The 14,895-nt window shown below is 63.1% G+C and carries 15 protein-coding genes; 3 read left to right on the top strand and 12 right to left on the bottom strand.

Annotation, left to right across the window (positions count from 1 at the left end; translation table 11 throughout):
- Positions 1-49 precede the first annotated feature (49 nt).
- Genes rarD through lspA form a run of 4 tightly spaced genes read right to left on the bottom strand, consistent with a single transcriptional unit; the run spans position 50 to position 3,289 of the window.
- A complete protein-coding gene (gene rarD, locus YH3_RS24570; protein ID WP_007733157.1) occupies positions 50-1,003 on the bottom strand; it encodes an EamA family transporter RarD in 954 nt (317 codons plus the stop codon).
- Positions 1,000-1,683, bottom strand: a complete 684-nt coding sequence (locus YH3_RS24565) for a hypothetical protein (RefSeq protein ID WP_007733159.1) — start codon at positions 1,681-1,683, stop codon at positions 1,000-1,002. The genes rarD and YH3_RS24565 overlap by 4 nt, the downstream gene beginning before the upstream one ends.
- Positions 1,680-2,606 carry an RluA family pseudouridine synthase gene (locus tag YH3_RS24560; RefSeq protein WP_007733161.1) on the bottom strand — a complete coding sequence of 309 codons (927 nt, stop codon included), beginning with the start codon at positions 2,604-2,606 and terminating at the stop codon, positions 1,680-1,682. Before YH3_RS24560 ends, YH3_RS24565 begins: the two co-directional genes overlap by 4 nt.
- On the bottom strand, positions 2,603-3,289 hold the full coding sequence (gene lspA / locus YH3_RS24555; protein ID WP_050655314.1) for a signal peptidase II: 687 nt from the start codon (positions 3,287-3,289) through the stop codon (positions 2,603-2,605). Before lspA ends, YH3_RS24560 begins: the two co-directional genes overlap by 4 nt.
- Positions 3,290-3,357: 68 nt before the next feature.
- Between lspA and YH3_RS24550 the strand changes: the two genes are divergently transcribed.
- The 3 genes from YH3_RS24550 (at position 3,358) to YH3_RS24540 (ending at position 6,582) form a co-directional block, all read left to right on the top strand.
- Positions 3,358-4,284, top strand: coding sequence for a hypothetical protein (locus YH3_RS24550; protein ID WP_003941753.1), 927 nt, complete (start codon positions 3,358-3,360; stop codon positions 4,282-4,284).
- Complete coding sequence (locus YH3_RS24545) at positions 4,281-5,048, top strand: sensor domain-containing protein (RefSeq protein WP_228232670.1); 768 nt, start codon at positions 4,281-4,283, stop codon at positions 5,046-5,048. The genes YH3_RS24550 and YH3_RS24545 overlap by 4 nt, the downstream gene beginning before the upstream one ends.
- A 142-nt stretch (positions 5,049-5,190) precedes the next feature.
- The gene (locus tag YH3_RS24540) at positions 5,191-6,582 is read left to right on the top strand and encodes a glutamate decarboxylase (protein WP_064444152.1); all 1,392 of its coding nucleotides are present in this window, start codon (positions 5,191-5,193) and stop codon (positions 6,580-6,582) included.
- A gap of 82 nt (positions 6,583-6,664) precedes the next feature.
- On the opposite strand, the gene YH3_RS24535 is transcribed toward YH3_RS24540, so the two are convergent.
- From YH3_RS24535 to YH3_RS24495, 8 genes are all read right to left on the bottom strand, one after another.
- Complete coding sequence (locus YH3_RS24535) at positions 6,665-7,153, bottom strand: hypothetical protein (RefSeq protein ID WP_007733181.1); 489 nt, start codon at positions 7,151-7,153, stop codon at positions 6,665-6,667.
- 131 nt (positions 7,154-7,284) lie between these two features.
- Entirely contained in the window at positions 7,285-8,649 is a 1,365-nt protein-coding gene (locus YH3_RS24530) for a DNA polymerase IV (protein WP_042452844.1), read from the bottom strand.
- 36 nt (positions 8,650-8,685) lie between these two features.
- Positions 8,686-9,024, bottom strand: a complete 339-nt coding sequence (locus tag YH3_RS24525) for a TfoX/Sxy family protein (protein WP_007733191.1) — start codon at positions 9,022-9,024, stop codon at positions 8,686-8,688.
- A 68-nt stretch (positions 9,025-9,092) separates the two neighbouring features.
- Complete coding sequence (gene ileS, locus YH3_RS24520; RefSeq protein ID WP_064444270.1) at positions 9,093-12,206, bottom strand: isoleucine--tRNA ligase; 3,114 nt, start codon at positions 12,204-12,206, stop codon at positions 9,093-9,095.
- A gap of 281 nt (positions 12,207-12,487) precedes the next feature.
- Complete coding sequence (locus YH3_RS24515) at positions 12,488-12,802, bottom strand: hypothetical protein (protein WP_007733197.1); 315 nt, start codon at positions 12,800-12,802, stop codon at positions 12,488-12,490.
- Positions 12,803-12,851: 49 nt separating this feature from the next.
- Positions 12,852-13,679, bottom strand: a complete 828-nt coding sequence (locus tag YH3_RS24510) for a DivIVA domain-containing protein (protein ID WP_003941722.1) — start codon at positions 13,677-13,679, stop codon at positions 12,852-12,854.
- A 126-nt stretch (positions 13,680-13,805) separates the two neighbouring features.
- Positions 13,806-14,084 (bottom strand): YggT family protein, encoded by a 279-nt coding sequence (locus tag YH3_RS24505; protein WP_003941780.1) that lies wholly within the window; start codon positions 14,082-14,084, stop codon positions 13,806-13,808.
- A gap of 189 nt (positions 14,085-14,273) precedes the next feature.
- Positions 14,274-14,858, bottom strand: coding sequence for a cell division protein SepF (locus YH3_RS24495; RefSeq protein WP_064444150.1), 585 nt, complete (start codon positions 14,856-14,858; stop codon positions 14,274-14,276).
- Positions 14,859-14,895 lie beyond the last annotated feature (37 nt).

The following is a 14,895-nucleotide window of genomic DNA, read 5'->3' as shown; positions in this document are numbered from 1 at the left end:
CGACACGACCGGCGACCGACGTAGCGGAGTCGCCGTGCGCCGCCTCCGGTCACGTGACCGGAACCTCGGGTTCGGCGCTCGACCTCACCGAACGCCGCGAACGTCGACCGGCGACGAAGGTGTCTGTCGTGAAGATCACCAGTGCAGCCCAGATCAGAACGAAGCCGATCCAGCGTGAGGCCGGCATGTCCTCGTGCATGACGGCCACACCCCACGCCATCTGGAGCGCCGGGGTGAGGTACTGCAGCATGCCCATCGTCGCCAACGGAACTCTCTGAGCGGCGACGCCGAACAGGAGCAGCGGCAGCGCGGTGACCGGGCCGGCGGCAAGCAGCAACAGGCTGTGCCCGGTACCGCTGCTGATGAATGCACCGGCCCCGGTCAGGCCGAGAAACACGAGGTAGCCGACCGCGAACGGTGCGGCAACGACTCCCTCGGCAGTCAAACTGGTTCGAGGATCGAGCGGAACCACCTTCTTGACCAACCCATAGGTGGCAAACGAGCCGGCGAGCAGCAAAGCGACGATCGGAGGTTTCCCGAAGTCGACCGTGATCACCACAACTGCCGTGGCAGCGAGAACGAGCGCGGCGATCTGGGCGGGACGCAATCGTTCGCGGAAGATCACGACGCCGAGCAGAACGGTGACCAGCGGGTTGATGAAGTACCCGAGAGCCGCCTCCACGACGCGGCCTGACACCACGGCATAGATGTACGTCCCCCAGTTCACGGCGATCGCCGCTGACGCCGCGGTCACCAGCAGCCAGGTGCGTGCGCTGATTCCGCGAAGCGATCCGAGGCGGCCGGCAAAGGCCAACACGATCAGCATCAACAGAAGGGTCCACACCACCCGGTGCGCCAGGATCTCGACCGGATCGGCGAAGTCGAGTAATCCGAAGAAGGCCGGGAACGTTCCCCACAACAGGAAAGCCGCCACACCGTAGAAGATCCCCGAGGACGAACGGGACTCAGCGCGTTCGTCCTTGTTCACAGAACCGGAGTTCACGGGACCGGACCATCGTCGGGGCCGGGAGCAACGACGTCCACGTACTCCGGCAGCAAGGGACGGACGGCTGCCAACCACGGCGAGGCGTCGGACGGCAACGCTTCCACTGCACGGACGTTCGAGTCATGTTCGATCGCTTCGAGTCCTTCGGGAGTAGCTCGCACCAGCACGCCCACCGCGCAGGCGCACCCGGCGGACAATTGCTTCGCCGACGCGAGCGCCACCTGTTGCTGACGATCGGTGTCGCCGCCGAGCGAGACCAGTCGCGTGGCTGCAACACCGGGCGATCTGCGTACTGCTTCGTCGTTGTCGGGAACGGGCACCGACATGAGCGGCGTCTGGACGCGCTCGATCGGAACTCGGAACATGACCCTGGACACGCGAACGCCCGAGACCTCAGCGCCCGGCACCTGAACACTGCTGGTCGACGTGATGACCTCGTCGACGGTGAGTGCCTTCGTGAACGAGACCAACGCCCACACCGGCCCATCGACCGACGCGACGGAATCTCGCGCTCGGTCGAGGTAGTCCGGGACAGCTTCCCCACTGTCCGGACCCAGGGTGTCCGTCCGGATCGGCGGGGTCGGCACGGGATTCGCGAACCCCACGCCCACCACCGCCGCCACACCGACCACCACCGCGACGACGGCCGGCGCGGGGGTAAGCCCGCGCGGTGTCATGAGGACCGGAGAACTTCGAGTGCGTGTTCGAGATCCTTCGGGTACTTGCTCTTGATCTCGACCCAGCGACCGTCCGCCGGATGTGCGAATCCAAGAGACACGGCGTGCAGCCACTGGCGCTCGAGGCCGAGCCTTTCGGCAAGTCGAGGGTCCGCGCCGTAGGTCAGGTCGCCGCAGCACGGATGGCGCAACGCCGAAAAGTGGACACGGATCTGGTGTGTGCGACCGGTTTCGAGGTGCACGTCCAGCAGACTCGCTGCCTGGAACGCCTCGATGGTGTCGTAGTGCGTGACGCTGGGCTTGCCGTCGGCTGTGACCGTGAATCGCCAGTCGTTCCCGTGATGGCGTCCGATGGGCGCGTCGATCGTTCCGCTGCTCGGGTCGGGGTGTCCCTGCACGAGAGCGTGGTAGCGCTTGTCGATGGTCCGCTGCTTGAAAGCGCGCTTGAGCAACGTGTACGCGCGCTCGGATGTGGCAACCACCATGACACCCGACGTTCCGACGTCCAGGCGGTGGACGATGCCCTGACGCTCGTGGGCACCGGACGTCGAGATGCGGAAACCGGCCGCGGCAAGTCCGCCGATGACGGTCGGTCCCGTCCACCCGACGCTGGCGTGCGCGGCAACTCCGACGGGCTTGTCGACTGCCACGACGTCGTCGTCGGCGTAGAGGATCTCCATTCCCTCGACCGGTGTCGCTTCGATGGTCAGGGGCCGCGGCGGTTCGGGCAGGACTACCTCGAGCCACGACCCTGCGGTCAGACGATCGGACTTGCCGACGGCCACACCGTCGACGAGTACCGAGCCTTCTTCCGCGAGTGTCGCGACCACGGTGCGCGAGAGTCCGAGAAGGCGCGCGAGGCCGGCATCGACGCGCATGGCATCGAGACCGTCGGGCACTGGCATCGAACGGGATTCCCTCACTTGGTTTCTCCCTCGGCTGCAGCCTTCGATTCGGTGAGCTTCTTGTCGTCCGCCTTGTGATCACGCAGGCGTTCACCGTTGGGTTCGAAGCCGAACAGTGTCAGGACGACGAGCAGAATCGCGCCACAGACGATCGCGGAATCCGCGATGTTGAACACCGGCCACCAGCCGACGGAGACGAAATCCACCACATGTCCGCGCATGATTCCGGGAGAGCGGAAGAATCGGTCGACGAGGTTACCCAGCGCGCCGCCGAGAACGAGGCCGAGACCGAGCGCCCACCACGGTGATCGGAGCGTGCGACCGATCTTGATCACACCGATGACCACACCGATTGCGACGAGAGTGAGGATCCACGTCATCGACGTCGCCATCGAGAACGCTGCCCCCGGATTGCGCACCATCGTGAATGTGACCACGTCACCGATGATTTCGATCGGCTGCCCCGGTTTGACCGCGGCGACTGCCCACACCTTCGTGAGAATGTCCGAGAGCAGGATGACAGCGGCGATGGCAATGAGCATGGTCAGCCGGCGGGGCTTTTCGACCGGCACAACCGCCAGGTCACCGTCTTCCGATTTCACGGCTTCCGGTTTCACGGTTTCGGGCTCGTCGGCCTTCGAGATTTCGGTAATCGGCTGATCCTCCGCGTTGACATCTCGGTCTGGATGGTCTGTACTCACGCAACCATCATCCCTCATGTTCACCGCACCGGGTCACGCACTCTGCAACTGCGGCTAGCCTGGAGCGCGTGCCACTGCTGTCCACGACCGGCCGACGCGTTCCGTTCGCCCTCGCTGCCCTCGCTCTCACCACCGTTCTCACCGCTTGCGGCGACTCGGATCAACCTCCGAACACCCCGACCTCCTCGCCGAGTGAGGTGACTGTTCCGGTGACCGCCGCGACGGTCGAAGTTCTCGAGGCGGGAAGCGAGCCGCGCGAGGTTTTGCGTACGAACTTGCCTGTCGGCACCACGCAGACGGCGACGCTCGTCACCCAGGCCGTCGTGAGTCAGCAGATCGATCAACAACCGGCGCAGGATTTCTCTTCGCCGGAGATCACGATCCCGCTCTCGGCAAACGTGACCGCTGACGATCCCACCGCAGTCGTTGACCTCACGCTGTCGTCGATGACCTCGCCCGATGCAACGCTGCAGGCTGCGCTGAGCGGGGCCGACGGGTCTGCGGCCGGATTGTCGGTCACGGATTCGGGCGCCATCACCGCCCTACGGTTGAAGCCCTCCGCCAACTCGGCCAATGCTGCCCGCGCTGCAATCGAACAAGCGCTGGGCCAAGCGGTCTACCGGACCGTTGCACTCCCCGACGCTCCGGTCGGTGTCGGCGCACGTTGGGTGGTTCGGCAGCAAGTCAGCAGCGAAATCCTGCTCGATCAGACAACCACCGTCACGCTCACCGCGCGCGAGGGCAATCGGCTTTCGCTCGCGGTGGACGTATCGCAGACCCCGCAGAGCCCGGTCTGGAACCTGGCTGGTGACGCCGGAACGCTGAACATCGATCAATACGTCATGGCCGGCTCCGGAAACCTCACCGTCGACCTCTCACTCCCCTTGCCGATCGACGGACAGATGACCGTCGGCGGCGACCAGGCATACGGCGACCCGGACAGCTCCTCGGTGATCCGGCAGACCATCTCCAACAGCATTCGGTGGGAATCGTGACACGCCGGTCGCTTCTCGCACTTGGTCTGACCGCAACGGCGGCACTGTTCGTCGTGACCGGTTGCGGCTCGGACGACTCGCCTGGTGCCGACACGACTACGCAGGTTTCCGCCCCACAGGTCGGCTTGGCGCCGTTCACGGCTGCTCCGGCCGCACCGCTGAGCGGGGCGCCTCTCGACCGTGACGGCCTGCAACGAGCCGCGCTCACCCTGTCCGAGCTACCTGCCGACTTCGACGTAGTTCCCGACCCGGTCGACGACCTCGGCCTCGCACCGGCGCCGGAAAATTCGGAGGCGGACAAGTCGAGCACCGACCCCGCCGTCTGCGCCCAGGTTCTGGCGCCGATAGCCACCCAGGCTCCCGGATCGGTCGCCGACCTCTCCGACATGTTCACCGGCCCCGATTTCACGAGCATCGATCAGGACTCTGCTTCGTACGCCGACGGCACCGCGGCAGCAGCAGCTTTCGAGAAACTTCAGACCACGCTGGCTGGGTGTGCGGAGTATTCGGGAACCGATGCCGACGGAACGACAATCACCTATCGCGTCGGCGGAGCGTCGGACCCGAACATCGGCGACGCGTCTTTCGCTTTCCGAATCATCACGGAGAGTGGCGGTTTCACCTTGGTTGCCGACGCGATCGTGGCCGCAGTCGGGACGACGTTGACTCAGCTGTCCGCGACGGCGCCGAGTCCGATCGCCCCCGATGTTCTCCTCTCGATGGCATCGGCCGCCGCAGATCGCCTGCGCGCACAAACGCCCTGACAACGAGCGGATTCGTCCTGTCTCGGCCTTTCGCGAATGATTCGGGACCACAGACCCTTTGACAACTGCCCGTCCACACTGAACGGTGAGAGTAGGTACGAAACAGACCAACGCGACACACTGATGTGAGGAGCCAGAGTTCATGCCGGAACCCAGAAGGTCAGATCACACCGATTACGTAGCCGTCAATCCGATCTTCTCGAGGCCTGGCGAGGATTCGGTTGCATCGAAGTACACACTCGAACCCGATGGCATGCTTCCCGAGACCGCGTATCAGATCGTCCACGACGAAACGATGCTCGACGGCAATGCGCGGCTCAATCTCGCGACGTTCGTCAGCACGTGGATGGACGATCACGCCACCAAACTGTATGCCGAGTCGTTCGACAAGAACATGATCGACAAGGACGAGTATCCGCAGACCGCCGCGATCGAAACCTATTGCTGGCGTATCCTTGCCGACCTCTGGCACTCACCCTCCCCCAAGGACGCAATCGGCACCTCGACGATCGGTTCGTCCGAAGCCTGCATGCTCGGCGGCCTGGCGATGAAACGACGCTGGCAGCTCGCACGAAAAGCCGCGGGCAAGTCCACCGAAAAGCCAAATCTCATCATGAGTTCCGCGGTCCAGGTGTGCTGGGAGAAGTTCTGCAACTACTGGGACGTCGAAGCGCGTTACGTGCCGATCAGCGAGGAACACCGCACCCTCGACGGTCACGATCTGGACAAGTACGTCGACGAGAACACCATCGGTGTCGTCGCGATCATGGGCGTCACGTACACCGGGATGTACGAGCCGGTCCTGGAAATCTCGAAGGCACTCGATGCGATCCAGGCGAAGACGGGACTCGACGTCCCCATCCACGTCGACGGCGCTTCCGGTGCGATGATCGCACCGTTCCTTCAGCCCGAACTCGAATGGGATTTCCGACTACCGCGCGTCCACTCCATCAACACCTCGGCGCACAAGTACGGGCTCGTCTACCCCGGCCTCGGCTGGGTGGTCTGGCGATCGCAGGATCTACTTCCCGACGACCTCGTCTTCAAGGTGAGCTACCTCGGCGGCAGTATGCCGACCTTCGCACTGAACTTCTCGCGTCCCGGCGCTCAGGTGATCCTGCAGTTCTACTTGTTCCTGCGTCTCGGCCACGACGGCTATCGCGCGATCCAGCAGTCCTCCCAGGACGTGGCGAAATTTCTCGCCGAAGGGATCGGGAAACTCGACGCGTTCGAACTGTGGAACGACGGTTCCGACATCCCGGTCTTCGCGTGGCGCCTCGCCGAGGGGCACACGTCCAACTGGACGCTGTACGACCTCTCGGACCGGTTGCGAGGCAAGGGCTGGTTGGTGCCGGCCTACCCCATGCCGGACGATCTCGCGGATCTGACAGTGCAGCGCATCGTGGTTCGTAACGGACTGAGCATGGACCTGGCGGCCAATCTGCTGCGCATCATCGAAGAGGAAACCGCGTTCCTCGACGAACTGGACAGCCCGATGCCGCGGCCGCGCGTCACCGAGGGATTCCATCATTGACGTCGCTTACCACGTGAAGAGCGGCCGCCCACTCCCTTCGGGAGTCGGCGGCCGCTCTGGTGTTTCAGGTGTTACCGAGAGATCAAGCAGCGCAAGCCGGCGAGGTCAGACCTGCAACGCCGACGATCTGGCAAGCGGTGGTCTTCGAGAGCTTCCAGACGCCGTCTTCGTAGACGAACGACGCCTGCAGGCCCTGCTGCAGCGGCTGACCGTTGACGACGATGTTCAGCGAAGCTGCTGCCGTCTCGCTACCCGTGTCGGTGACCGGGTCGAGGATCTCGACCTGTGCGCCGGCAGCCTTGGCGGCAGCGGCGACCTGGTTGATCAGCTCGGGATCCTGCTCGGCGCCCTGGACGAGGTTGACCTTGTCTGCGGCCGGAACGCTCTCGTCGAGTGCCTGAGCGACCTTGCCGTTGAGCTCGGCAGATGTCGGAAGGACAACTTCAGACGGAGCTGCCGCAGAGGTGGTGGTCGTGGGCTTCGCCGAAGTGGTCTTGTCGGAATCTCCTCCGTCCGAGCCACAAGCGGTCATCGTCAGGGCTGCTGCGATCGCCACGGCTGCAACGGTCATCTTCTGAAGCTTCAACTTCTCAGTCCTATCCATTCGGGTGTTCACATTCGAGCGTCAGTCGAACATCGTGCTTGCTCGAGGATCGTCGACAACATTACCCAACGGTAAGCGGAAAAAGTCTAAGGACATCCTCAGAGAAGGCTGTCGACCGCATCTGCTACCTCGAGCACCTCATCGGATTCGGCAAAGGTTTTGGCGATTCCCGTTCCACTGGAACGGGTTTCGAAGCGAACCGTCACCACACCGTGCCCCGCGCCCTGCACCCAACCGTGTCCGTATTCTGGATGCTTCACGTCCAAACCGGGGTGCCAGTAGCGCTGAGGGACGCGTGCGGCCACCGGAACGTCGAGTTCGGCCTCATCGAGGGCGCCCGTGAGAGTCTCGACCGGATAGCCGGGAACATCCTGATCCAACTCGGGAAAAAGTGATCCTTGCCGAACCGTGGACAAACCGGCGAATCCCACACCGACCAGGCGAATCGGCCCCAATTCCTGTGGATCGATGACCTGTTTCTGCGCGGTCGCGATAAGGATTTGGCGGTCGATGGTGGCAAACGGCAGCGTCACGGATCGAGTCAAGATACTCATGTCGGACTTCTTGAGCTTCAGTACGACGGTGCGAGCAGCTCTTCCGTCCTTCTCCAGCCTGGAAAATGCTGCACGACCACTACTTTCGACGGCCGCGCGCAATTGTGCCATCGTGACGATGTCTGCGGCGAACGTGGATTCCGCGCTGATCTGCTTGGATTCGGCACGCTCGGCGACCGGCCGATCGTCGATCCCCTGTGCGAGCCGATGCAACCCCGGTCCGACAGTGGTTCCGAGTATCGACGCCACCTCCGCTATGGGAGTGCGGGCAAACCCTCCGATGGTTTCGATTCCGAGACGCTTGAGCTTTTCCTCGGCAACAGGACCGATCCCCCACAGCTTTCGCACCGGAAGTGGATCGAGCAACTCGTGCTGCATCCCGGGAGGAATCACTGCGACGCCGTCGGGCTTTGCCAGTCCCGACGCGATCTTGGCGACCTGCTTACCTGCGCCGGCACCGATCGAGGCAACCAACCCGGTCTCGGCTTTGATCAACGCCCGCAGGTCCTCACAAAACGCGCGGACCTCGTCGGCGCCGACTCCGGCCAATTCCACCGGTTCGCCGAAGGCCTCGTCCACCGACAATTGCTCGAGGATCGGCATACGAAGGCGCAACGCGTCGAAGGTGCGTTTACTCAGAACCGAATACAACGACATCCGCGGTGGCAATACCACCGCTCCGCCACCGACCATCCGGCGTGCTTGGTGCATCGGCATCGCCGAACGCGCACCGAAAACTCTCGCTTCGTAACTTGCCCCGGCCACCACTCCGCGCCCGCCCAAGCCGCCGACCAGCACCGGGCGACCTCGCAGCGTCGGACGCGTCAACTGCTCGGCGGAAGCGAAAAACGCATCCATGTCGAGATGCAGCACCCACCTGCGACTTCGTGTGGGATCACCTTGATTCATCGGGCGTTACGGTTCTCTCAAAAGTAGGTGCAGAATCTACGTCCGCGCCTTCTTCTCGGTCGACTTCTTCTTCGGCAGGGGCAATACGTCGGCAGTCCGTTGAATGAAGGCGTGAAGGTGATCGAGGTCCTGCAACCGTTCCTCCGGAACCCGGTAGTAATCCTTCGCCCCCGGGTACGGCGGAGCCAGATCGGCCTCTGATCCGAACTCGGTACTGACCTCCGTGGGTTTGACGAACAGGACGTCTCCGCAGATCAAGCCCACGATCTTCTCGTCGCAATACACTCCGTACTCGCCGAACATCGCCCTTGCCCGCACGTCGAGCGGTTCCAACTGCTCGAGAATGCGCGCCACGGTTTCCTTGCTCGTACTCATGAGAGCAAACTACTCCGGCACCCCGACATACAGACATTCATCGGGGAGCCGGAGTAGATATGGCGGTATTAGACCTTCGTAATCGCGGCGCGGATACCGTCACCGAGATCGACGGCGTCGTCTCCCGCTTCACCCACCGAGAACGAGGTGGCCAGAACCTCACCGGCGATCAATTCGCGATGACGCTCCGCCCACTCCTTGCAGTCCTGCGGAACCTCGAGTACGACGTTGATCCGGTCCGAGACGTCCAAACCGGCGGCGCGGCGCGCATCCTGCAACTGACGGATACGGTCCTTGGCCCACCCCTCGGCTTCGAGTTCCTCCGTCACAGCGGAATCGAGTACGACCAGTCCCGCACCGTCCGGCAGTGCCGCCGTCGAATCCGGCTCGGCCGCAACCAGTTTCTGCGTGTACTCCTCGGGCAGCAGTTCGATGCCCGCCGCAACCACGACGCCGTCCGCGTTCTCGGTCCAGTCGCCCGCCTTGACCGCCTTGATGACAGTCTGAACGGACTTGCCCAGACGCGGTCCTGCAGCACGCGCATTGACCGCGATCTCGAAGCGCCCGTGCACGTCGACGTCATCGGTCAGATCGACCTTCTTGACGTTGACCTCGTCGGCGATCAGTCCGAGGAACGGACGCAGACGCTCGGCATCCGGCGCCGCAACCGTGACTTCGGGCAGCGGAAGACGAACACGCAGATTCTGCGCCTTGCGCAGGCTCAGCACCGTGGAGCACACGGTCCGGACGTCGTCCATCGCCGCTACCAGCTCGGGGTTCGCGGGGAGCTCCGACGCCTCGGGCCAATCAGCCAGGTGAACCGAGCGCTCCCCGGTCAGCCCGCGCCAGATCACCTCGGACACCAGCGGCAACAGCGGCGCAGCGAGACGCGTCACGACCTCGAGCACGGTGTGCAGGGTGTCGATCGCGTCGCGATCCTCGTCCCAGAACCGCGAACGCGACCGTCGCACATACCAGTTGGTGAGTGCGTCACAGAACAACCGAAGCTCGTCGCACGCGCCGGCGATGTCGTTGACCTCGAGGGCCTCGGTGATCACGTCGCGGGTGGTAGCGAGCTTGGCCAGGATGTACTGATCGAGGATGTTCTCCGAATCGGTACGCCACACACCGGATTCCGGCGCGTACAACTGCAGGAAGCTCCAGGCGTTCCACAGCGGGAGCAATGCCTGACGCACACCTTCGCGGATGCCCTGCTCGGTCACGATGAGGTTTCCGCCGCGCAAGATCGGCGAAGACATCAGGAACCATCGCATGGCATCGCTGCCGTCGCGGTTGAACACCTCCTTCACGTCCGGGTAGTTGCCCTTGGACTTGCTCATCTTGAGTCCGTCGTCGCCGAGCACGATGCCGTGCGCAGCAACGGTTTTGAACGCCGGACGATCGAAGAGTGCGGTGGCCAGCACGTGCAGCGTGTAGAACCAGCCGCGAGTCTGCCCGTTGTACTCGACGATGAAATCGCCCGGGAAATGGCCCTCGAACCATTCACGGTTCTCGAATGGGTAGTGCACCTGCGCGTACGGCATCGAACCGGATTCGAACCAGCAGTCGAGCACCTCGGGAACGCGGCGCATCATCGACTTCCCGGTCGGGTCGTCGGGGTTCGGGCGGACCAGGTCGTCGATCATCGGGCGATGCAGATCGGTCGGACGCACACCGAAGTCTGCCTCCAACTGATCGAGCGATCCGTAGACGTCCGTACGCGGGTACTGCGGATCGTCCGACACCCACACCGGGATCGGGCTGCCCCAGTAGCGGTTTCGGCTGATGTTCCAGTCGCGTGCACCTTCGAGCCACTTGCCGAACTGGCCGTCACGGATGTGCTCGGGCACCCACGTGATGTCCTTGTTCAGCTCGACCATGCGATCGCGGAACTTGGTGACCGCGACGAACCACGAGGGAACCGCCATGTAGATGAGCGGCTGCCCACTGCGCCAACTGTGCGGGTACGAGTGCTCGATCGTCTCGTGCCGCAGCAGCTTTCCAGCGGCCTTGAGGTCCTTGATGATGACCGGGTTGGCGTCGAAGACCATCAAGCCCTCGTACGGCGGAACCATCGAGGTGAACTTTCCACCCGGATCGAGCGGCTGCACGACCTCGATACCGTTGGCTGTGGCGACATCCATATCCTCCTCACCGAAAGCCGGTGCGAGGTGGACGATTCCGGTTCCGGAATCGGTTGTCACGTAGTCGGCCGAAAGCACGACGTGCGCGTTCGGATGTCCGAGGAAGAAGTCGAACGGCGGTATGTACGACAGTCCGACCAACTCGGCGCCCTTGTGACGGGAAACGACCTCGGGGTCCTCCCCCAGCTCACGTGCGTAATGAGCAACCCGTGCTTCCGCGAGCACGTACCGCTTTCCGTCCTCGCCGAGCACCTGGACGTAGTCGACCTCGGGATGAACCGCAGTGGCCAAGTTGGACGGCAGTGTCCACGGAGTCGTGGTCCAGATGATCGCGTTTGCGCCGTCCAATGGTGAACCCGGAGCGACCAGCGGCATGTCGACCGTGACTGCAGGATCCTGACGCATCTTGTACGCGTCGTCGAGACGAGTCTCCTGATTGGACAGCGGAGTCTGCTCGTACCAGCTGTAGGGCAGCACGCGGAAGCCCTGATAGATCAGGCCCTTGTCGTGCAGCTCCTTGAAGGCCCACATGACGGACTCCATGAAGTCGACGTCCAGGGTCTTGTAGTCGTTGTCGAAGTCGACCCAACGTGCCTGGCGGGTGACGTAGTCGCGCCACTCGTCGGTGTACTTGAGCACCGAGGCCTTGCAGTACTCGTTGAACTTGGCCAGACCCATGACTTCGATCTCGGCCTTGTCCTTGATGCCGAGTTGCTTCTCCGCTTCGAGTTCTGCGGGCAGGCCATGGCAGTCCCAGCCGAAGCGTCGCTCGACCTTGCGTCCACGCATGGTCTGGAAGCGCGGCACCAGGTCCTTGACGTACCCCGTCAGCAGGTGACCGTAATGCGGCAAGCCGTTTGCGAAAGGCGGTCCGTCGTAGAAAACGAACTCTTCGCTGCCGTCCCGATTGGAAACCGACGCACGGAAGGTGTCGTCGTCGTCCCACTGTTTCAGGACTTTCTGTTCCAGTTCGGGGAACTTGACTCCGGTGTCGGCGGGGACACCGTAGTCGACTTTGGGATACCCGTTACTCGCCATGGCGATCTCCTCGTGCCAGTCGGACTCGGCACGGGGACGACGTGGCGCTTGTGCGCCGACACCGCGGTACCACCCCGTTTGCACCCCGTAGATCCGCGCTTGGATCCCGAGGTACCACTCGATCGAGCTGTGACGGGCTCACCCGTTCGGTTCTACTGAGTTCTGGGCGCCTGAAGCGACAAGAACCGTTCTTCCGAAAGCTCCCCGGTGATTGCCGGATCACAGCCTGGTATTCGTGTTGGACAGTCTAATACTCGTCCTGGACCTTGTCGGAACTCGCCCTAGGACTTGTCGGGGCCACCCGGCGACTCGCCATGATTTCTCTGATTGTCATCGTTGGCGGTGGCTGCATCGTCGATCGACGAATTCGAGGAACTCTCGACTCGACCGTAAGGCGACGACATTCCGCTGCCCGATGCCGGGTCATCCAACGAAGGAACCGCCTTCCTGCTGGTCAGCGCACTGACCAGCAGGAGGACGGCACCTGCTACACAAATCGCGATACATGCCCACGCCCAGATCAGCGACCCTGTGGTCAGGGCGACGATCAGGAGAGCGAAACCAACTCCCGCGAGAACCAACGTCACGACCAGCACGTATCAACCTTTGTCCGGTCCGATAGCTGAGCCGACGGGGCGCTCTCGGTCAGCTGTTTCCCTTGGCGAAGGACGGGCTGTAGGAATCCTGTCCACCGTCGACCGGAACGGCCGAGCCGCGCTGTTCGAGCTCTTCGAGCTGCGATTCCAGGTAGGACTTCAGGCGCACCCGGTACTCGCGTTCGAACGTCTTGAGCTGCTCGATACGGCCCTCGAGGACCGAACGCTGCTGGTTGATGGTCGCCATGATTTCGGTGTGCTTCTTCTCGGCGTCCGCCTTGAGAGCGTCTGCCTTCTCCTGAGCCTGGCGAAGCTGGGTCTCGGAGCGAGTCTGAGCGTCGGTGAGCATCGCCTCCGACTTGTTGCGCGCATCCGCGATCATGCCGTCAGCCTTGCTGCGAGCCTCGCTCATGAGCTGCTCGGAGTTGGTGCGGGCACTGCCGAGCAGCTGCTCGGACTCGGTCTTGGCATCGTTGGTGAGGCGATCCGCCATCTCCTGAGCCAGTCCGAGGACCTTTGCGGCCTGCATGTGGGTGTCGCCGCTCTGCGGCGCTGCAACGGCAGCGGCGGCGGGAACCGGCGCTGCAACAGGTGCAGGCTTGGGCGGTTCGACGACCCGAGCGGGCTCCGGCTTGGGCTGCGCTGCGACGGGTGCTGCCTGCTGAGCAGGTGCCGGCGACTTCTTGGCAGCCGCGAGCTCCTGATCCAGCTCACCTACGCGCTGGCGCAGGTCCGCATTCTCTTCGATGAGCTGCGACAGCGCCTGCTCGACGAGGTCGAGGAATGCGTCGACCTCGTCCTCGTTGTAGCCACGCTTGCCGATAGGCGGCTTGCTGAACGCAACGTTGTGCACGTCAGCTGGAGTCAGTTGCGGCATGGAAGGATCCCTTCACGCGTCATTTGGCGGTCTAGCAAGCATTCAGTTGCAACACAGTCTACGTAGTGGCGAACCACTGGATGAGTTATGGCATCCATTCTGGCATACCACTCACTCGGACTGCGCTCAGCGAACAACCGACATCAGGATGATGACGATGAAAAGCAAGACCATGATGGATAGATCCAAGCGAACTCCACCGAGGTTGATCGGGGGGATCAACCTGCGGAGCAGTTTCACCGGAGGATCGGTGATCGTAAAAATGGTTTCGAGAATGACTGCGACCAATCCGGTCGGTCGCCAATCTCTGGCAAACGAACGAACGAACTCGACGATCACTCTGCCGATCAGCAACAGCCAGAAGACAACCAGCACCAGATAGATCACAGAGAGAAGCGCGTCCACACCCTCACTCTGCCTGACTTCTGCGGTGTGTCCAAAACAGACACACCGCAGCAATTCCGGAACCGGTCCGCATCGAGTCCGTCTTGTAACGGCCGGCGATGGGTCCGAATGCGGCGTCCGCCGGGACGGGCCGCCGTTCGAATGTGCTCACGTCACCCCTGCTCAGGGGCCGGACTGCGGTCGAGACCATCATTTCTGGCTGTAGAAACCCGTCTCGGCGATCCGACGGCGCTCCTCGGCGGAAACGTCGATGTCGGCCGGTGAGAGAAGAAACACTTTGGTGGCTACCTTGTCGAAAGAACCACGCAATGCGAACGCCAGGCCGGCCGCGAAATCGACCAGACGCTTCGCGTCGGCGTTGCTCATGTCGACCAGATCCATGATGACGGGAGTGCCGTCCCGGAACCGCTCACCGATCGTGCGGGCCTCTGCGTAGCTCTGCGGACGCAGTGTCGTGATCTTGGCGAGCGGGCCGCCGTCGTCGACCGGGCGCGGCGCCATCGCCGGGCGGCTGCTGCGGCTGGGAACGGTGTCGACGCGGGGCCGGGAATCGTAGCGATCGAACTCCGCGTCCTCTTCGTCACGACGACTGGGCGCGTAGCTCGCCTTCGAGAAGGCAGGTTCGACGAACTCGCGGTCGTCGCGCTCGGCATAGCCGTCGTGACTACGACGGGGTGCGCGGCGAGCCTGATCGGGCTCCTCCACGTATTCGTCCTCGTAGTCATCGAGGGGAACCATGCCGAAGTAAGCCTTGAACTTATGCAGGTTGCTCATTGATCGACCTTCCTTGGCGCGGCGGAATCAATCCGAC

It is taken from the genome of Rhodococcus sp. YH3-3 (assembly GCF_001653035.1).
Taxonomy (GTDB): domain Bacteria; phylum Actinomycetota; class Actinomycetes; order Mycobacteriales; family Mycobacteriaceae; genus Rhodococcus_F; species Rhodococcus_F qingshengii.
Note: the sequence above shows the minus strand (reverse complement) of the source record. Positions and strands in the feature narration are given on the sequence as shown.

Excerpts from the sequence above, each read along its gene's own strand:
- YH3_RS24565 (WP_007733159.1), bottom strand. The coding sequence starts at position 1,683 with ATGACACCGCGCGGGCTTACCCCCGCGCCGGCCGTCGTCGCGGTGGTG.
- YH3_RS24540 (WP_064444152.1), top strand. The coding sequence starts at position 5,191 with ATGCCGGAACCCAGAAGGTCAGATCACACCGATTACGTAGCCGTCAAT.
- YH3_RS24535 (WP_007733181.1), bottom strand. The coding sequence starts at position 7,153 with ATGACCGTTGCAGCCGTGGCGATCGCAGCAGCCCTGACGATGACCGCT.
- YH3_RS24530 (WP_042452844.1), bottom strand. The coding sequence starts at position 8,649 with ATGAATCAAGGTGATCCCACACGAAGTCGCAGGTGGGTGCTGCATCTC.
- YH3_RS24525 (WP_007733191.1), bottom strand. The coding sequence starts at position 9,024 with ATGAGTACGAGCAAGGAAACCGTGGCGCGCATTCTCGAGCAGTTGGAA.
- ileS (WP_064444270.1), bottom strand. The coding sequence starts at position 12,206 with ATGGCGAGTAACGGGTATCCCAAAGTCGACTACGGTGTCCCCGCCGAC.
- YH3_RS24510 (WP_003941722.1), bottom strand. The coding sequence starts at position 13,679 with ATGCCGCAACTGACTCCAGCTGACGTGCACAACGTTGCGTTCAGCAAG.
- YH3_RS24495 (WP_064444150.1), bottom strand. The coding sequence starts at position 14,858 with ATGAGCAACCTGCATAAGTTCAAGGCTTACTTCGGCATGGTTCCCCTC.